This window comes from Kitasatospora herbaricolor (genome assembly GCF_030813695.1).
Lineage (GTDB): Bacteria > Actinomycetota > Actinomycetes > Streptomycetales > Streptomycetaceae > Kitasatospora > Kitasatospora herbaricolor.
The window spans coordinates 1,263,952-1,278,869 of sequence record NZ_JAUSVA010000002.1 but is presented as its reverse complement, the minus strand read 5'-3'; the positions used below and the strand labels follow the sequence as shown (position 1 = coordinate 1,278,869).

The window sequence follows — 14,918 nt, the reverse complement described above, 5'->3', positions numbered from 1 at the left end:
GGAGGAAACAGCAATCATGCCCAAGCCACTGCCCACCTCCGTCCGCACCCACTTCACCGCGCTGCGGATGCTGCTGGTGATGACCGTCGTCCTCGGTCTCGCCTACCCACTGCTGGTCACCGGCATCAGCCAGGTCGCCTTCAGCGACAAGGCCAACGGCTCGATCGTCAGCTCCCAGGGCAAGGAGATCGGCTCCAGCCTGCTCGGCCAGAACTACAACCTCCCGAAGACGGACCCTTCCGATTCAACAACGGGTGCCGAGCCGGACGAGGCGCCGGTTCCGGACCCCAAGTGGTTCCAGCCCCGGCCCTCCGCCTACGCCTACGACCCGAAGAGCTCCGGGGCCTCCAACCTCGGCCCCGACAGCGAGGACCTGCTGAAGGCCGTCGAGGAGCGCCGGGCCGCCGTCGCCGCCTTCGACGGAGTGGACCCGGCCAGCGTCCCGCCGGACGCGCTCACCGCCTCCGGGTCGAGTCTCGACCCGCAGATCTCCGTCGCCTACGCCAAGGAGCAGGTCGCCCGGGTCGCCAAGGCCCGCAACCTGCCCGCGGACAAGCTGAACGCGTTGGTCACCAAGTACACCGAGGGCCGCTCGCTCGGCTTCCTCGGCGCGGAGGGCGTCAACGTCGTCCTGCTCAACAGGGCTGTCAGCGAGCAGAACTGATGCCACATCCGCTGACGGAGTAAGCAGGCCGGCCCGGGTACGAAGAGCACGCCTCGTACCCGGGCCGGCCACCCGCACACGCGTTCCGCCCGGAGGAACAGTCCGCACCGCACCGGTGCTGCTCGTACAGATCGTCCCAAGGCCGCCCTCGTAGGAAAGAGCAGCGCGCATGCCCCGCGACCTCACGCCAGGCACCCTCACCCGCCGCGGCAGGCTGAGGGTCTACCTCGGTTCGGCGCCCGGAGTCGGCAAGACGTACCGGATGCTCGACGAGGCCCGCCGCAGACAGGAACGCGGGGCCGACGTGGTGGTCGGCTACATCGAGTGCCACGGCCGCCGGCACACCGAGAACATGCTCCAAGGCCTGGACGTCGTCCCGCGGCTGACCCGCACCTACCGGGACACCGAGTTCACCGAGATGGACACCGACGCGATCCTCGCCCGCAAGCCCTCGGTGGCACTGGTGGACGAACTCGCCCACACCAACATCCCCGGGGGGCGCAACGCCAAGCGCTGGCAGGACGTCGAGGAGCTGCTGGCCGCCGGCATCGACGTCGTCACCACCGTCAACATCCAGCACCTCGAATCCCTCAACGACGTCGTGCAGAAGATCACCGGCATCCCGCAGCGCGAGACCGTACCCGACGAGGTGGTCCGCCGGGCGGACCAGATCGAACTCGTCGACATGGCACCGCAGGCGCTGCGCCGCCGGATGGCCCACGGCAACGTCTACAAGGCGGAGAAGGTGGACGCCGCGCTCTCCCACTACTTCCGGGTCGGGAACCTCACCGCCCTGCGTGAACTCGCCCTGCTCTGGGTCGCCGGCCGGGTCGACGAGGGCCTGCGCGACTACCGCGCCAGCCACAACATCGACCGGGTCTGGGAGACGCGGGAGCGGGTCGTGGTCGCCCTCACCGGCGGCCCCGAGGGCGAGACGCTGATCCGCCGCGCCGCCCGCATCGCCGACCGCACCGCCGGCGGAGACCTGCTCGCCGTGCACATCACCCGCAGCGACGGCCTGGCCGGTGCCTCCCCCGGCAACCTCGCCGAACAGCGGCAGCTCGTCGAATCGCTGGGCGGCAGCTACCACGTCGTGGTCGGCGACGACATCCCCGACTCGCTGCTCACCTTCGCGCGTGCCCACGACGCCACCCAACTGGTGCTCGGCACCAGCCGGCGCGGCCGGATCAGCCGCTTCCTCACCGGCCCCGGCATCGGCGAGACCACCGTGGACGGCTCCGAGGACATCGACGTCCACATGGTCACCCACGAGTTCACCGGACGAGGGCGCCTGCCGTCCCTGGGCCGCCGCCACTCCAAGCGGCGTACCGTCGCCGGCTACGCCGCCGGCCTGGTGCTGCCCGTACTGCTGACAGCCGTCCTCTCGCAGGTGAACGGCCTGAACCTCACGACCGTCGCGCTGATCTTCCAACTCGGCGTCGTAGCGGTAGCGTTGCTCGGCGGCGCCACCTCCGCGCTGATGGCCTCCCTGGTCGCCTCGCTGCTGCTCAACTACTACTTCATCCCGCCCGTCCACACCTTCACCATCGCCGAGACCAACAACGTCATCGCGCTGGCCGTCTTCGCCGCCGTCGCCCTGACCGTCTCCACCGTCGTCGACCACGCCTCCAGGCTCACCAGCCGCGCCGCGCGCGCGACCGCCGAGGCCGAGACCCTCTCCACCCTCGCCGGCAGCGTGCTGCGCGGCGCCGACGCCCTGCCCGCCCTGCTGGAGAAGTCCCGGACCGCCTTCGGCATGGACTCCGTCGCCCTCCTGGACCGCACCGGCGGCGAGGTGCTGGCCCGATGGGGGTCCCCCCGGACTGAGTCCGGGGGAGACGCGACGGGCGATCCGGCGCCCGACCGTGAGATCACCGAAGTCCCGGTCGGAGAAGACGCGTTGCTCATCCTGGCCGGGCGCCGGCTGCCCGCCGCGGACCAACGCGTGCTGACCGCGTTCGCCGCCCACGTCGCCGCCGCGCTGGAACGCGACCGGCTCGCCACCGCAGCCGCCGAGGTCGAACCCATCAAGGCCGCCGACCGGATGCGCACCGCCCTGCTCGCCGCCGTCAGCCACGACCTGCGCACCCCACTCGCCGCCGCCCTCGCCTCGATCGGCTCGCTGCGCAGCCCCGACGTCGAGTTCTCCCCGGAGGACCAGAACGAACTCCTCGACCTCGCCGACGAATCCCTGGTCAAACTCACCCGGCTGGTCGACAACCTGCTCGACATGAGCCGGCTCCAGGCCGGTGCGCTCACCCTGCACCTGGCGCCCACCCACCTGGACGAGGTGCTGCCCCGCGCCATCGACTCGCTCTCCGACCCCGACGCGCCCGTCCAGTCGCTCGACCTCGACACCGCCCCACCCGTCCTCGCCGACCCGCCGCTGCTGGAGCGCGTCCTGGCCAACGTCATCACCAACGCCCTGCGCCACAACGCCCCGGGCGCGCCCGTCCTGGTCGCCGCGAGCCACCACGCGGGGCGGGTGGAGGTCCGGGTGGTCGACCGCGGCCCGGGCATCGCACCCGAGGACCGGGACCGGGTCTTCCTGCCCTTCCAGCGCCTCGGCGACACCGACAACACCACCGGCGTCGGCCTCGGCCTCGCCCTCTCCCGCGGCCTCGCCGAAGCCATGGGCGGCACCCTCGACGTCGAGGACACCCCCGGCGGAGGTACCACCATGCTGCTCACCCTGCCCGCCGCCGGGTCCGGGCCCGAGCCCGGCGATCCCGACGAGGTGACGGTGTGAACTACATCCTCATCGTCGACGACGAACCCCGGCTCCTGCGGGCCCTGAAGATCAATCTCCACGCCCGGCACTACTCCGTCTTCACAGCCGCCACCGGTGCCCAGGCCCTCGACCTCGCGGGTCACGACCTGCCGGGTGCGGTCCTGCTCGACCTCGGCCTGCCCGACCTCGACGGCATGGACGTCATCCGCGGCCTGCGCGCCTGGAGCGCCGTGCCGATCATCGTCGTCTCCGGGCGCGACAACCCCGCCGAGAAGATCAGGGCCCTCGACGCCGGCGCCGACGACTACCTGACCAAACCCTTCGTCATGGAGGAACTGATGGCCCGCCTCCGGGCGGTGCTGCGTCGCCCCCCGGGAGAGCCGGCGCCCACCCGGGCCGTGATCGGCGGGCACGAGATCGACGTCGCGGCGGCCACCGTGACCGGCCCCGACGGGCCCGTACGCCTCACCCCGACCGAGTGGAGGATCCTCACGATCCTGGTGGCCAGCCCCGGCCGGCTGGTGCCCGGCCGGCAGATCCTGCGCGAGATCTGGGGCCCCGCCCAGGAGGAGCGCGGCAACTACCTGCGGGTCCACCTGGCCGGCCTGCGCCGCAAACTCGAACCCGAGCCGGCCCGCCCCCGGCACCTGATCACGGAGCCCGGGATCGGCTACCGGTACCAACCATGAACACCCGGGCGCGATCGCCGTGGGCCGCGCCCGCGCCGTGGCCCACGGCGATCGACGCCGACGAGAGCCGCTACCTCAGCGACCCGGCCCACGCCACCGCCGACGAGCAGGGCTTCCTCGACAGGACCCAGGCCGTCGCCCGCCTGGACGGCGCCCCCTGAGCACCTCCGAAGCCAGGCCGGCGGCCGCCGATGCCCGCCGGACGACGTACCGCCGCGCGGGCCGGACGTGCCCGGGGGGGCGAGGGTGGCGATGTGCTCCGGGGGTTCCTGTGCGGTAGGGAGTCGGGACACAACACATCTGTTTGTATCTGATGCTTTCTGTTGTGTCGGTGGTCGCTCCGGATACCCCGGGGCGGCAGACTGCCCCCCGGTCGGTGCCGGCCCGGGGGCGTCACCTCGTGGCAGCCCCCGATGGGTGCGCTGGTGCACGGGGTGCTGGGAGTTGGCGAGCCGGTCGTGCCGGCCGAACGCGTCGGTCCGGTGGCAGGGCGAAACTCGGGAGTGGCATGTTGACTGTTCGACAGGACCGCTGTTCTATGTGACCCAAGGGTTTCACATTTGTTGGATTCTGGGCCGACTGGTTCAGTCCCCGCCGGTGTGGAGCCCCTCGGCGAGAGACCACCCACCGCGCCCACCCCTCGCGCTCGGATCACGACCCGCCGCCTGTCGCCGCCGCACCCGCAGGCAACGGCCCACCGCAAGGCCGGCGAGAGAGCAGCCCACCCGCGAATCCACCCGCGAACCCACCCCCCAAGGACCTCACATGCCCCACGCCGGCAGGCAGCCCTTCGCGCAAGTCCCCCGCAGAACGGCCGGCGCGCTGGCCGCCGCCTTCGCGCTGGCCATCGGCCCCCTTGCCGCTGTCTCCCCCCAACCGGCCGCCGCCGTGGACAGCGCGCCCGCGCCCACCGTCGTCGCCGCCGACGGCTCCAGCCCCGGGCGGACCTTCGACGGCATCGGCGCCCTCAGCGGCGGGGGCGGCAACACCCGCCTGCTGACCGACTACCCCGCCGCCCAGCAACAGCAGATCCTGGACTACCTGTTCAAGCCCGGCTACGGCGCGAACCTGCAGATCCTCAAGGTCGAGGCCGGCGGTGACACCAACTCCACCGACGGCTCCGAGTCCAGCCACATGCGCACCCCCACCACCGTCAACTGCAACACCGGGTACGAGTGGTGGCTGATGGAGCAGGCCAAGGCCCGCAATCCCGCCGTCAAGCTCGCCGCCCTCAGCTGGGGAGCGCCCGGCTGGGTCGGCGGCGGTGAGTTCTGGACCACCGACATGATCGACTACCTGACGAGCTGGCTGGGCTGCGCCAGGCAGCACGGACTGGCCGTGGACTACATCGGCGGCTGGAACGAGAACGCCTACAACGTGGGCTGGTTCAAGCAGCTGCGCACCGCCCTGGACGCGGCCGGCTACGACAAGGTGCAGACCGTGGTGTCGGACGACTGGGGGGCGGGTGCCTGGAAGGTCGCCACCGACGTGGCCGGCGATCCCGGGTTCGCCAAGGCCGTCTCGGTCATCAGCGCCCATTACCCCTGCGAGGGCGGAAACGGCGGCACGGCCCTCACCTGCCCCACCGACGCGACCGCCCGGGCGACGGGCAAGGCCATGTGGGCGGGCGAGAACGGATCGCAGGACCTCTTCTCCGGTGCGGCCCCGCTGATCCGCACCTTCACCCGCGGGTACGTCGACGGCAGGCTGACCGCTCACCTGAACTGGCCGGCGGTGGCCGCCGTCTACCCCAGCCAGCCGTACAACACGGTCGGCCTGGTGCTGGCCAACCAGCCGGCGTCGGGAACCTACACCGTCGGCAAGAGCGCCTGGGCGACCGCGCAGATCACCCAGTTCGTCTCGCCCGGCTGGAAGTTCCTGGACAAGGGTTCCGGCTACCTGGGCGGCGTCGAGAGCAACGGCACCTTCGTGACGCTCAAGTCGCCGAACGACGCCGACTACTCCACGATCATCGAGACGACCACGGCCACCACCGCCCGGACGGTCAGGATAGACGTCTCGAACGGCCTGTCCGCCGGCCCCGTCCATGTGTGGGCCACCGACGTCAACGACTCGAACTCCGCCACCAGCCTCTCCCGCCAGCCCGACATCACCCCCGTGAACGGCTCCTACGCCCTGACGGTCCGGCCCGGCCACATCTACTCGCTGACCACCACCGCGGGCCAGGGGAGGGGCACGGCCACCGGCCCCAGGCCGGGCGCCGTCCGCTTGCCGTACGCCGACGACTTCGACAGCACCCCGGTCGACCAGCAACCCCGCTACCTCGCCCAGCAGCAGGGCGCCTTCGAGGCCACCGCCTGCGCCGGCGGCCGCACCGGCCGCTGCCTCACCCAGCGGGCACCGGCCACGCCGATCCCCTGGGACGACCGCCACGACGTCGACCACCCCTACACCATGGGCGGCGACCTCGGCTGGACCAACTACACCGTCGCCGCCGACACCCTGCTCCAGCATCCCGGAGCCGTGCAGCTGATGGCCCGCACCGGTGTCCAGGGCTGGCACCCGTCCCTGTTCGACGCCTACTACCTGGAGGTGTCCGACACCGGCGCCTGGTCCATCGTCCGCTCCAGCAGGGAGGACGACGGCACGGCCGCTGACGGCAACACCACCGTCCTGAAGAGCGGCCGCGTTCCCGCTCTCGGCACCGGTACCTGGCACCACCTGGCACTGACCGCCGACGGTCCGACCCTCACCGCCGCCGTCGACGACGTCACCGTCGGCTCGGCCACCGACACCGCCCTCAGCACCGGGATGGTCGGCCTGGGCGGCGACGGCTACCGCGACGACCAGTTCGACAACCTGTCGGTCACCCCGGCCGGCCCGCCCGCCGCCGCCACCACCGGACCCGTCAGGAACACCGACTGGGGCAACGAGGTGGTGGGCTGCCTGGACGGCAACGGACCCACCGGCCCCGAAGGGACCGTGGTCCGCACCTGGGCCTGCGACGGCAGCGCCGCCCAGCGATGGACCGTCGGCACCGACGGCACGGTCCGCGTCAACGGCAAGTGCCTGGACGTCTACCGTGGAGGAGCCGGCGACGGCTCCAAGGTGGTGCTGTGGGACTGCCACGGCGGCTCGAACCAGGAGTGGATCGCCCAGGTCGGCACCCTGTACAACCCGCTCTCCGGGCGCTGCCTGCACGTGCCGACCAGGACGAAGCCCGGGGACGCCGACTTCGCGATCCCCGCCGGCACCCAGCTGACCATCTCGCACTGCGAACGAAGTGACCCGCGTCAGCGGTGGAGCCGGTAGGCGGTCCGCACGGCCGGAGCCGTCGCCACCGCGCCTGTCCGTCGGTCCGGAAGGAACGGCGGACAGGCCCGGCCGGCCGGCTCGGACGCGGTGGCCCTGCTGTCGCGGACCGGGCCCTCGGGACGCGGGACGTGAGCCGTGCGGCGACGAGCCGGCGGTCAGGGCGTGAAGCCGCCCCCACAGACGTCAGGACCTTCGCCGGAGCCCTCGGGGTTCCGGCGTCGCAGGCGGTTGTACCGCTCGTCGAGCAGATCCACCGCCGGCCGAAGGCCCGTTCCGACCCGGCACGCCGGAGTCGTGCCCTCGGATCACCGAGGTCCTGCCGTAGTGCGCCGCGCTCCGCGCGAACCTTGGTGAGTTCACGCCGGATCGCTTCAAGATCGCCAACTGGGATGACCACAGTCCGTCAGGGGAGGGGCGACCTCACGGGGTTCGCTGCGGGCTTCCGTCCGCCGCCTGCTCGGTCGCCGTCCCGGTCGCCGCCCCGCCCGCGGTCTCCTGGCCGGCGAGGGCGAGGGCGTGGGACCGCATCTCGGCGGCCCGGGGGTTCCCGATCGCGCCGAGCAGGTCGGCGGCCCGCTGCCAGCTCTCGCGTGCTGCTCGGGCATCGCCCAAGTCCCTCTGGGCCAGCGCCAGATGGTCGAGCACCTCGGCCTGGTTGTACCGGTCCAGCACCTCTTCGTAGAGCGCCAGGGAGATCTCGAAGTGACCTACGGCTTCGTGCAGTTCGCCCAGGTGGTAGAGCGCGTAGCCGATACTGTCCCGGGTCGCGGCCTCACTGAAGCGGTTGCCGGTCTCCTGGAGCAGCGGCAGGGCCTCCCGGCAGGAGGCCACCGCCTCCCGGTGCCGTCCCAGCAGGGCCAGGTACCAGCCCACGGCGTTGAGTTCACGGGCGACGAGGTTGGGGCTCGACAAGGTCCGGTAGACGTCCAGCGCCCTGCGGGCGTGGTCCAGCGCCTCCTCGTACCGCTGCTGCCGGCCACGGACCCAGCCGATGGAGCGCAGGGCGTCCGCCCGGCCGAGCGGCGGGAGCCGGTCGAGTTGGTGCCCGACCAGGCCGAGCAGCCAGTCGGCCTCCTCGCCCTGCCCGGTCTCGGCGAGGGCGCGGGCCAGGGCGGCCGCGGCGGAACCGACGCCGGCCGGGTCGTCGAGCAGGAGCGCGGCGTCCAGACCCAGCCGCTGCATCGCGATCTCGTTCGCCCACTGCCCCTGGGCGGAGAAGTAGGGCATGCAGTCGCGGGCGAGCTCCAGCCGGAAGTGCAGCAGCCGGGGGTCGTCGGTCCTGCGCAGCGCGGCGAGCACGGTGCGCACCTCCTGCTCGAACCAGGCGTTGGCCTGTTCCCGGCTGTCGAAGGGGACGAGGACGACGCCGGGCGTCGGAGGCTGCTCCAACTCCAGGACGGGACGGGTCTCCAGGGCCCGGACCGCGCCGCGGGCGTTGTGCCGGAGGTAGTCGAGCAGGCGCAGTTCCGCGGCGAACCGGTCGTCCCGCTCCCGGTCGAGCAGGTCGCGGCCGTGCTCCCGGACCAGGTCGTGCAGGACGAAGTGGCCGCCGGCGCCCCGGGCGAGGAGGCTGGCGCTGGACAGAAGCCGCAGCAGCCGGCGGGCCGTCGCCATCGGCTCGCCGGCCGTCGAGGCCGCCGACTCGGCCGAGAACGCCGGGCCGGGGAGGACGGTCAGGTGCCGGAAGAACCTGGCGGCCGCCGGTTCGAGCGCCTCGTACGACCAGGAGAAGGCGGCGCGGACGTCCGTGTGCGGGTCGTCCGTGCTCAGGACGTCCAACCGCGAACGGGAGCGCGCCAGTTCGTCGGCGGCGACGCCCAGGGCCAGGGCGGGCTGGGCGGCGAGGTGGGCGGCGGTGATGGCCACCGCCAGCGGCAGGCGCCCGCAGAGGGCCACCAGCGCGGCGGCGCCGGCCGGCTCGGCCGCCACCCGCTCGGGGCCGATCCGGGCGGCGAGGGCGTCCAGGGCCTCGGCGTCCGTCCACAGGTCGAGGTCGACGAGGTGGGCCTCGTCGGCGGCCGCGAGCGCCGTCAGGTGGGTGCGGGAGGTGACGACGGTGAGGCAACCGGGAGCGTGCGGCAGCAACTGCCGCACCTGCTGGGAGTCCCGGGCGTTGTCGAGCAGCACGATCATGCGCAGCCCCGCGAGCCGCGCCCGGAACAGCGCGGCGCGCTGCTCCGTCCCGTCGGGCACCGACCCGCCGGGGACCCCGAGCGCGGCGAGGAACCCGGCGAGCGCCTCGCCCGGATCGACCGCGGTGCCCGAGGGGTCGAAGCCGCGCAGGTTCACGTAGAGCTGTCCGTCCGGGAACCGGTCGGCGACCTGGTGCGCCCAGTGGACGGCCAGGCTGGTCTTGCCGACCCCGGCCATCCCGCCCACCGCGGCGACCAGCGCGTGTCCCGACCGTTCGCCGATCCCGTCGGTGAGCCGGCGGACAGCCGCCAGCGCGTCCGTCCGACCACGGAACGTCCGCAGGTCCGGCGGCAGTTGCCGGGGGACCTGCCGGGCCGGCCGGGGACTCTCGGGCCGGGCGGCGGCCGCCAGCGCGCGGCGCTCGCCCTCGTCGAGCGCCAAGGCGTCCAGCAGTTCGTTGAGGGTGCTGCGCCGGGGGAGGCTGCGCCCGCGTTCCATGTCGCCGATCGCCCGCACACTGACACCGGACGCCGCGGCGAGGCCCTCCAGCGTCAACTGCGCCTGCTCGCGCGCGGCGCGCAGCAACCCGCCGAAAGTCCGTCGCTCCACCGGCCACCCCTGATCCTCGACCCCGGTGAAGATCATCGCACTGCCGCGACGGTGCTGTCCCGCCCGTGCACCGGCGGCCGGCGGCCGTTCTGCCCGCCAAGCTGCCTCCGAACTGCCTGGTCCGCGGGTGGCCGCGGAGGAGAGGGTGGAGCCCGAAGAACGCTCGCACACCCCGGGGCCGGCGACAACGGCCACCGGGGCGTCCCGGACGCGTCCCGCAGGCGACCCCCGCGGGCCTGCGCGGGCAGCGCCGGCAGAGCCGGCCCGTTGGGCCGCCCCGGACGAGCAGGGGCGCGTCGAGGCAGCAGGTCGACACCCAGGAGCACCGGTGGGAGCCGGTCCGTCCGGGGGAAGGGAGCAGCAGGACCGTGGAGCCTTTCGTCACGCCCGTCGTGGGCCGGGAGACGGAACAGTCGATCCTCTCCTCGTTCGTCACCTCGGCCGAGGGCCGGGCCCTCGTCCTCAGGGGCGAGACCGGTGTGGGCAAGAGCGCCCTGCTCGGGCACGTCGCCGAGCAGGCCAGGAGCGCGGGGTACCGGGTGATCAGGGCGACCGGTGTCGAGGCGGAGTCGAACCTGCCCTTCGCCGGTCTGCACCAGTTGCTCTACCCGCTGCTCCCGCACGTCGAGCGGCTGGACGCCGTCCACCGGGTGGCCTTCGACGTGGTCTTCGGGCGTGGCCACCAGGGGGCCCCGTCCGTCATGGCGCTCGGGATCGCCGTCCTCGACCTGGTCACGACGGCGGCCCCGCCCGAGGGCCTGCTGCTGATGCTCGACGACGGGCAGTGGCTCGATCCGGCCAGCACCGAGATCTGCGGCTTCGTCGGCCGCCGGCTCGCCGGCAACGCCGTGAAGCTCGTCGTCGCCCTGCGCCCCGAGGGTTCCTCGGGGTTCGACTCCGCCGCCCTCCCCGAGCTGCCGGTACCGCCGCTCGCCGGGCCCGCCGCCGCGCGGCTGCTCGACGAGCGCCATCCGCTACTGGACCCGGAGGTCCGCCGGCGGGTCCTCGACGAGGCGCAGGGCAACCCGCTCGCCCTGATGGAACTGCCGCCCTACCTCAGCGGTCAGGCCGGTGAGCGCGCCGCCCGCGAGCCGTCCGGCCACGGCGTCGTTCCGCTGCCCGACCGGTTCCGGCAGGTCTTCGGGGCGCGGATCGCGCCGCTGGGGCCCGACCAGCGGGCCGAACTCCTGCGCGGCGCCCTCGACGGTGTCCACGCCGGAGCCGCTACCGGTCTCGCGCGCGCCGCGCGCTACCGGATGCAGGGCGTCGAGGAGGCCGCCGCCGCCGGGCTGCTGGACCTGGACCCGGCCGGCGGGGAGTTCGTCTTCCGCCACCCGCTCGTGCGGTCGACGGTCGTGCTGTCCGCGACCCCCAACGAGCGGCGCTCCGCCCACGCGGCCCTGGCGCGGGTGCACCGGGACGACGTGGAGCGCCGCGCCATGCACCTGGCGGCCGCCACCGTCGATCCGGACGAGGAGGTGGCCGCCGCGCTGGAGGAGGCCGCCGCCTCGGCGACCCGGCGCGGCGGCGCGGCCGCGGCGGTGACCTGGCTGACCCGGGCGGCGGAGCTGAGCGAGACGTCGGGGGACCGGTCCCGCCGGCTCGGGGACGCGGCCTTCGTCGCCGGGCAGGCCGGCCTGCTCGACCAGGTCCAGCGGCTGGTGGACGCCGACCGGGCGCCGAGCGGCCCCGATTCGGCGGCCTCGGTCCTGGTCTCCGCGTACGCGGCGCTCTACGAGGACGGCGACGTGCGCTCCTCGCACCGCCAGGTGGCGGCGGCCGTCGAACGGCTGCGGGACGGCGACGCCGCGGCGCCGGGCGAGGAACTGACGCGGCTGGTCAACCTCCTGCTGGCGATCAGCCAGTACGCCGGCGCCGACGCGTGGGCGCGCACCCATCCGCTCCTGGACTCCCTGGGCGAGCTGCTCCCCGCGAAGTCCCGGATCTACCAGGACGCCTGGAGCGACGTGGTGCGCCGGGGTGCCGGGGTCCACGAGCGGGTCGCGCAGGCCTACGCCGCCTTCCCGAACCTGGACCCGTGGGACATCACCCGGCTGGGCGTCGCCGCCTACCACGTCGACACCCTCGGCCAGTACCGGTCCCACCTCCTGCGCAGGGTGGAGCGCGAGCTGCGGACCGGGGCCGTGATGAACGGCATGACCATGCTGCACCTGATCATGCTGGACCAGACGGCCTCCGGGGACTGGGCGGCGGCCGAGCGGACCGGGCAGCGCGTACTGGAGCTGACGACGGCTCACGGCAACACGCTCTTCGCCCACCAGAGCCGGGCCTACCTCGCCCTCCTCGCCGCGCTCCGCGGGGACCTCGGCCGGGCCCGGGAGCTGCAGGCGGTCGTGGACCGCTGGGCGCGCCCGCGCCGGATCGGCTTCCTCGTCCAGATCGCGGACGCGGCCGGGACCGCCGCCGCCCTCAGCGAGGGCGACTACGAGGCCGCGTACCTCTGCGCGATCGGCATCACCGCGCCCGGCACCTTCGAACCCGGCGCGCACCAGGCCGCGCGTACCGTGCTCGACCTGGTGGAGGCCGCCCTGCACACCGGCCGGGCCCAGCAGGCCCGCCGGCACGCCCTGGCGGCGCAGGAGGCCGGCCTGCCCGAGGTCTCGCCCCGCCTCGCCCTGATCACCTTCGGGGCGCTCGCCATGACGGCCGGGGACGACGAGGCGGAGGGGCTGTTCCGGCGGGCCGAGACGCATCCGGGCGCCGCCGACTTCCCCTTCGAGCTGGCCCGGATCCGCCTCGCCCACGGCATCCGGCTGCGGCAGGGCCGGGGGCCGCGGGCCGCGCGCGAGGTCCTGCGGCAGGCCGCCGAAGCCTTCGCGGAGCTCGGTACCGAGGCATGGGCCGAGCGGGCGCGCACCGAACTGCGCGCCTGCGGAGCGCCCGCGCCGCACTCCGCCGCCAACCCGGCGGCGCTGACCTGGCAGGAGCAGCGGATCGCCGAACTCGCGGCCGGCGGCCTGACCAACAAGGAGATCGGGGAGCGGACGCACCTGTCGCCGCGCACCGTCAGCTCCCACCTCTACCGGGTGTTCCCCAAGCTGGGCGTCACCTCCCGGGCGGCACTGCGCGACGCGCTCGCCGCGGTGCCGTCGGCCCCCGGTCCGGGCGGCGCCGCCTGAAGCGGCCGCCGCCGGTGCCAGGGTCCACCGTTCGGGTGGTTCTCCGGCGCTGGGTCGAACGTGGTGTGAAGGATCGGGCCTTGCGGTTTCCGCCGGCCCGGGCGCCGGTACGGAGGCTGGTACGCGCCGCCACGACACACGGGAGACCCTGGGATGAGTACTTCGGAGCGCTACGTACGCGCGTGGGAGGGCTTCTGGGCCGAGAACACGGGCGAGCCGGGCGAGCCGTTCTGGGACGCGGACCCGTCGCTGACGGCGGCCCCGCACACCGCGCTGCTCGCCGCCCACGCCGACCGGACGCTGCCGATCGTCGACCTCGGCTGCGGCAACGGCACCCAGACCCGCTACCTGGCCGGGCACTTCCCGCGAGCGGTGGGCGTCGACCTCTCCCCCTCGGCCGTGGCGCACGCCCGTCGGGCGGACCGCGACGCGGTGGCCGAGTTCGAGCAGCTCGACCTCACCGACCTGGTGGGGGTGCGGCGACTCGGCGACCGGCTCGGCGAGGCCAACGTCTACCTGCGGGCGGTGCTCCACCAGAGCGACCCGGCCGACCGGGCGCCGGTCGCGGCCTCGGTCGCCCTGCTGCTCGGCCGGCGCGGCCGGGGTTTCGTGGTCGAGCCGACCGCCGAGGCCAGGACGGTGATCCAGCAGGCCGCCGAACGGCCCGGTGGCCCGTCGGACAAGCTCCGCCAGGTCCGCAAGCACCAGCTGCGCCCGGCCGAAGTCGCCCCGGGGGAGGTGCCCGAGCTGCTGCGCGGCGCCGGGCTGGAGATCCTCGACCAGGGCGGGACCGACCTCGCGATGAGCGAGCGTCACCCGGACGGGACCGGGGTGGCCCTGCCGGCCCAGTGGTTCGTGGTCGCCGCTGCGCAGGACGGCGGATCGGGCGGCTGAGCGCCCGCCGGAGCCGGCCGCGTTCCGGAGCGCGGGCCCCGGAACGCCCGACCGGTGAACGTCAGCGCCGTGGCCTGTCGCATGTCGGTCGCCCTTCAGGCCACCTCCACCTTCATCGCCCCCGGCGTCGTGGTCCAGGCGGTGCTCGGCACGATGGCGGTCCTCGCCGGCGTGCTCATCGCCTACCGGCTCCGCTGGATCCGGGTCACCCGCAGGTTCGCCGGCTTCGCGGCGGCGGCCGCCACCGGACTCCTGCTGCTGCTGGCGGCCGACCTGCTGTTCTCGGCCTTCGGGGCGGAATCCCTCGGGTTCGGCAGCGGAGGACTCGGGGCGGCCTTCGGCGTCGCGGGCGTCCTGATCGGCGGGGCCTTCCTGGCCCTGGACTTCCAGCAGGTGGAGGACGGCATCGCCCAGGGGGCTCCCCGGGAGGACGCGTGGTTCGCGGCCTTCGGTCTCACCACCACCCTGGTGTGGATCTACCTGGAGGTGCTCCAGGTGCTGACCGTCCTGCGCGGCGAGGACTGACCGGCCCGCCGGGCGCACCGCCCCCAAGGGCCTTGGCCCTTGGGGGCGGTGCGCCTCCATCGGTGCCGAGCCCCCGACGCCGAGGCCACCGCCCGAGGGTGCACGAGGGTGTCGAGGGCCAGGCCGAAGGCGTCGGTCCCGTCCTCGTGCCGGACCACCCTTCCCCCGGCCACGGCCAAGGGCTTCGCCCGGACGGATTGCGGGGCCTCGCCGTCCCCCTGGTGTTGCCCGGCCAGGGCCAGGCTGCCCGGCGGGTT

General features: G+C 73.9%; 8 protein-coding genes and 1 pseudogene. 8 read left to right on the top strand and 1 reads right to left on the bottom strand.

Features of this window, described 5'->3' with window-relative positions:
- The first annotated feature begins 16 nt into the window (after positions 1–16).
- The 5 genes from J2S46_RS06000 (at position 17) to J2S46_RS05980 (ending at position 7,357) form a co-directional block, all read left to right on the top strand.
- A complete protein-coding gene (locus J2S46_RS06000; RefSeq protein WP_191294547.1) occupies positions 17–664 on the top strand; it encodes a potassium-transporting ATPase subunit C in 648 nt (215 codons plus the stop codon).
- A 169-nt stretch (positions 665–833) separates the two neighbouring features.
- Positions 834–3,413, top strand: a complete 2,580-nt coding sequence (locus J2S46_RS05995) for an ATP-binding protein (RefSeq protein ID WP_191294546.1) — start codon at positions 834–836, stop codon at positions 3,411–3,413.
- Complete coding sequence (locus J2S46_RS05990; RefSeq protein WP_191294545.1) at positions 3,410–4,084, top strand: response regulator; 675 nt, start codon at positions 3,410–3,412, stop codon at positions 4,082–4,084. Before J2S46_RS05995 ends, J2S46_RS05990 begins: the two co-directional genes overlap by 4 nt.
- Positions 4,081–4,245 carry a hypothetical protein gene (locus J2S46_RS05985; protein ID WP_191294544.1) on the top strand — a complete coding sequence of 55 codons (165 nt, stop codon included), beginning with the start codon at positions 4,081–4,083 and terminating at the stop codon, positions 4,243–4,245. The genes J2S46_RS05990 and J2S46_RS05985 overlap by 4 nt, the downstream gene beginning before the upstream one ends.
- Positions 4,246–4,849: 604 nt before the next feature.
- A complete protein-coding gene (locus J2S46_RS05980) occupies positions 4,850–7,357 on the top strand; it encodes a ricin-type beta-trefoil lectin domain protein (RefSeq protein ID WP_191294543.1) in 2,508 nt (835 codons plus the stop codon).
- Between the two features lie 423 nt (positions 7,358–7,780).
- Here J2S46_RS05980 and J2S46_RS05975 read toward each other — a convergent pair whose 3' ends face one another.
- Positions 7,781–10,102, bottom strand: coding sequence for an ATP-binding protein (locus J2S46_RS05975; RefSeq protein ID WP_191294542.1), 2,322 nt, complete (start codon positions 10,100–10,102; stop codon positions 7,781–7,783).
- A 368-nt stretch (positions 10,103–10,470) separates the two neighbouring features.
- Here J2S46_RS05975 and J2S46_RS05970 point away from each other — a divergent pair, with 368 nt between their 5' ends.
- From J2S46_RS05970 to J2S46_RS05960, 3 genes and pseudogenes are all read left to right on the top strand, one after another.
- The gene (locus tag J2S46_RS05970) at positions 10,471–13,242 is read left to right on the top strand and encodes an AAA family ATPase (RefSeq protein ID WP_191294541.1); all 2,772 of its coding nucleotides are present in this window, start codon (positions 10,471–10,473) and stop codon (positions 13,240–13,242) included.
- Between the two features lie 153 nt (positions 13,243–13,395).
- Positions 13,396–14,136, top strand: coding sequence for a class I SAM-dependent methyltransferase (locus J2S46_RS05965; RefSeq protein ID WP_191294540.1), 741 nt, complete (start codon positions 13,396–13,398; stop codon positions 14,134–14,136).
- Positions 14,137–14,229: 93 nt separating this feature from the next.
- A pseudogene (locus J2S46_RS05960) lies at positions 14,230–14,661 on the top strand (Bax inhibitor-1/YccA family membrane protein); the annotation flags it as partial.
- Positions 14,662–14,918 lie beyond the last annotated feature (257 nt).

Bases quoted from the DNA above. Each gene is read 5' to 3' on its own strand.
- J2S46_RS05985 (WP_191294544.1), top strand. From the start codon at position 4,081: ATGAACACCCGGGCGCGATCGCCGTGGGCCGCGCCCGCGCCGTGGCCC.
- J2S46_RS06000 (WP_191294547.1), top strand. From the start codon at position 17: ATGCCCAAGCCACTGCCCACCTCCGTCCGCACCCACTTCACCGCGCTG.
- J2S46_RS05965 (WP_191294540.1), top strand. From the start codon at position 13,396: ATGAGTACTTCGGAGCGCTACGTACGCGCGTGGGAGGGCTTCTGGGCC.
- J2S46_RS05980 (WP_191294543.1), top strand. From the start codon at position 4,850: ATGCCCCACGCCGGCAGGCAGCCCTTCGCGCAAGTCCCCCGCAGAACG.
- J2S46_RS05995 (WP_191294546.1), top strand. From the start codon at position 834: ATGCCCCGCGACCTCACGCCAGGCACCCTCACCCGCCGCGGCAGGCTG.